The following is a 3414-nucleotide window of genomic DNA, read 5'->3' as shown; positions in this document are numbered from 1 at the left end:
TGAGATTGAAGAATATCTGGGTAAAGAGATCACAGTGATGGAGATTTCAAAAGAAGATTACACCACTACTATTGATTTCTCTGAAGATTATTCTAAAAGCTTGAAGGAGCTAATGGAAGAGGCTGATAACTTTGAGATAGAGAATAAAAAAGCCAAGGCAAAAAAAATTAAGAAAAAACAAAATAAAAAGAAGAAGTAAGCTATATACTGCTTAATATCCTTTAAATAAAGCTCTGAGTTGTAAAACTTAGAGCTTTATTTTGTTGTGGATTCATCTGTAATACCTATTAAAACTACCATTCCCTGCTCATTTTGCAGAATTCACCGATTTTAATAAAAGTTTACTCAATATTTAGATTCCTATTTGTAAATTTAACTTTCAAACCGACACATTTATTTTGTTATAAATATCGGGTAACACGAATATCCTTCTCCGGATATAACAACTAACAACTAAGGAAAAACCATCAAATGGATAAGAAATTTTTGAAACCAAATATTAAACTCAATATATCTGAAATTCCTTACAAAAGAAGTCTGAGTTTTTTACCGCTTGTTAAGCAGTTAAAAAATGAGGTTGAAAAGGGAGGCATGTATTCATCTCATGCAGATTATATCTTATCTCAAATAAAGGATTATCCAGTTTTCTTTGCGGAATCCATAAAGCCCGAAGAACTTTCAAAATACGAAGAACAAGTTCAGATTGTCATGTCATATATCTACTCTCCCATTGAGATAGAAAAATCAATGAGTGAAGTCGGTGGACCTTTTGAAGATGAAACGTTTTTCCATTCTAAAATTCGCAAAGAGCTCTTAAATGACAAGAATAAAACGCTTACAATGATTGATGATGTGAGCGACGATAAATGCATGTTGCTTTTCTCTAAATTAATGTATGCTTATCTTATCATTTTAAAAGAGTTTTATCAATTTAATATTAGTATGGATTATTTAATTCGCTATCATTTAGCTGATAAACTAAATGGTCTGGTGAATTATTTCAAATTTGATTATGACTCAACTTATGTTGAAATAAAGCATGAAGGGGATCTTAAAGAATTATCTGATAGTGATATCAAAAAACTCATAAACAATCCTCTTGATATGGATTTGTGGCTTGAGATGTTACCATTAGATCAATTTGAGTTCTCAGGTTTCATGAAATACGAGTATATAGATGTTACACATTTAGAGGTTATTTCATCTTTAAAAACTGATTTACTTGAGAAATCGAGCATTATCAATCCTAATAATTTTAAAAATCTGGAACAAAACATACGTTCACTATTTCAAAACCCAAATTTGAGCCTCGGCATAGTAGCCTTAAATATAAAACAAGGCAGTATGCAAAACCGCTCAGACTTTTGGAATGGACTACTGTGCTCTTCATCTTATACTTGTTCCGATTATGAGGGGTCTATCTATGAAGAAGCATTAAAAAAAGAACAACCCGTTATCATCAACGATTTATCAAAATATGATAATATTGGCACTGTTGAGAAAGCCATTCTTAGTCAAGGCATTAATAATATAGCTCTCACCCCTCTCATTTTCGAAAACCAGCTGGTCGGAATTCTTGAGATCGGTTCACCCAATGCCTATGATTTTAACTTCACAAATCTGAGGACAATAAAGGACCTAATTCCTGTATTTTCTATTGCCTTGATGCGTAGTAGTGAAGAGCTCCGAACTCAAGTTCAGGCAACCATTAAAGAGGAATGTACTGCCATTCATCCCAGTGTAGAGTGGCGATTTGAGGAAGCGGCATATAACCTAATACAAAATCGTTCTGAAAATGAGAATGCCAAGATGGAAGAAATTGTTTTTGAACAAGTCCATCCACTATATGGAGCGATAGATATTCGTAATTCGTCACACGAACGTAACAAAAGTATTCAGCACGATTTACTTGAACAACTTAATTTAGCAAAAAAGGTTTTCCTAGAGGCATACCGAATTAAGCAAATGCCGATTTATGATCAGGTTATTTTTAAAATTGAACAATATAGTAATGTGATAGAAAAAGGTTTATCATCTGGTGACGAATCGAATATCCTTAACTTTATTCAAGAGCATGTTGATCCTCTTTTTATGCATTTCAATTTTAAGGATGAACAGTTTAAAGAAGCAATTACAAAATATAAAGACAGTCTCGATCCTGAATTAAATATGATATACAAACGTAGAAAGGATTTTGAAGATTCTCTTGCTATGATTAATAGTTGTATTATTCAATGTTTAGATAAAGAACAGGAAAAAGCACAACAGATGTACCCTCACTATTTTGAAAAATACAGAACTGATGGTGTTGAGCACAACATCTATCTTGGGGAAGCAATTACTCAGAATCAGGATTATAATCCTATGTATCTGAAGAATCTACGTTTGTGGCAATTAATTATCAGCTGCGAAATGAGTCGTAGAACAGCTGAATTAAAAGCATCTCTGCCCATTCCATTAGACACAACAGCTCTAATTCTTGTACATTCTCAGAAACTTTCTATTCGATTCCGACAAGATGAAAAGAAATTTGATGTGGATGGCGCATACAATATTCGATATGAAATAGTTAAAAAGCGAATAGATAAAGCCCTTATCAAAGGAACAAATGAACGCTTAACACAACCAGGAAAATTGTCAATTATCTTTTCACAGGGCAATGATATGTTCGAATATCAACGCTATTTAGAATATCTGATTGCTAAAGACTATTTCGAAGATAAAATTGAGAATTTGATCTTAGATGATTTACAAGGGGTATATGGTTTACGTGCATTGCGTGTCACAATAAAAAATAGCAATAAGAATCAGGAAAACATCACCGAATTAGTTCAGGAAATTAGTCTTGATAGCTGATTAATAATAAACGCACATCGGAATTCAACAATTCATCTTTATGCCTAGAATAATATTATCTCTTTTAGTTTTACTTCTTAGTATTAATCTTTCAGCTCAAAGTGTGAAAGATAGCTTACTCAACAGTTCACGTCCTAAAATAGGCTTGGTATTAAGTGGGGGGGGTGCAAAAGGATTTGCACATATTGGTGTATTAAAAGTACTCGAAGAAATGAACATGCCCATCGATTATATCTCTGGTACAAGCATGGGAAGTATTATCGGTGCATTTTATGCGATGGGCTACTCAGCTACTGAGATCGAAAAATTAGTTTTAAGTCAGGATTGGGAATCATTATTGAAAGATGAAATATCAAGAAAATACATTCACGTTAAAGATAAAATAAACCTTGATCGATACGTCATTTCATTTCCGATAAAACCAAAAGGAATTAGAATTCCTGCTGGTATTGTGAAAGGACAAAACATTAGCAATCTTTTTGAACGATATACCATTGAATATCACGACAAAACAAATTTCAGACAATTTCCTATTCCATTTGTATGTATCGCTACTGA

At 32.7% G+C, this 3414-nt stretch carries 3 protein-coding genes; all 3 read left to right on the top strand.

Translation table 11 applies throughout. From position 1 onward, the window contains the following. A partial coding sequence (locus ABY905_RS15300) for a hypothetical protein (protein ID WP_372645434.1) occupies positions 1–199 on the top strand: 199 nt, incomplete at its 5' end. Positions 200–471: 272 nt separating this feature from the next. Then, positions 472–2856, top strand: coding sequence for a GAF domain-containing protein (locus ABY905_RS15295; RefSeq protein WP_372645432.1), 2385 nt, complete (start codon positions 472–474; stop codon positions 2854–2856). 40 nt (positions 2857–2896) lie between these two features. Further along, on the top strand, positions 2897–3414 hold a 518-nt coding region (locus ABY905_RS15290; protein ID WP_372645430.1), incomplete at its 3' end, for a patatin-like phospholipase family protein.

The organism is Ancylomarina sp. (genome assembly GCF_041555295.1).
Classification (GTDB): domain Bacteria; phylum Bacteroidota; class Bacteroidia; order Bacteroidales; family Marinifilaceae; genus Ancylomarina.
The sequence above is the reverse complement of the archived record's forward strand: the minus strand, read 5'-3'. Positions and strand labels throughout refer to the sequence as shown.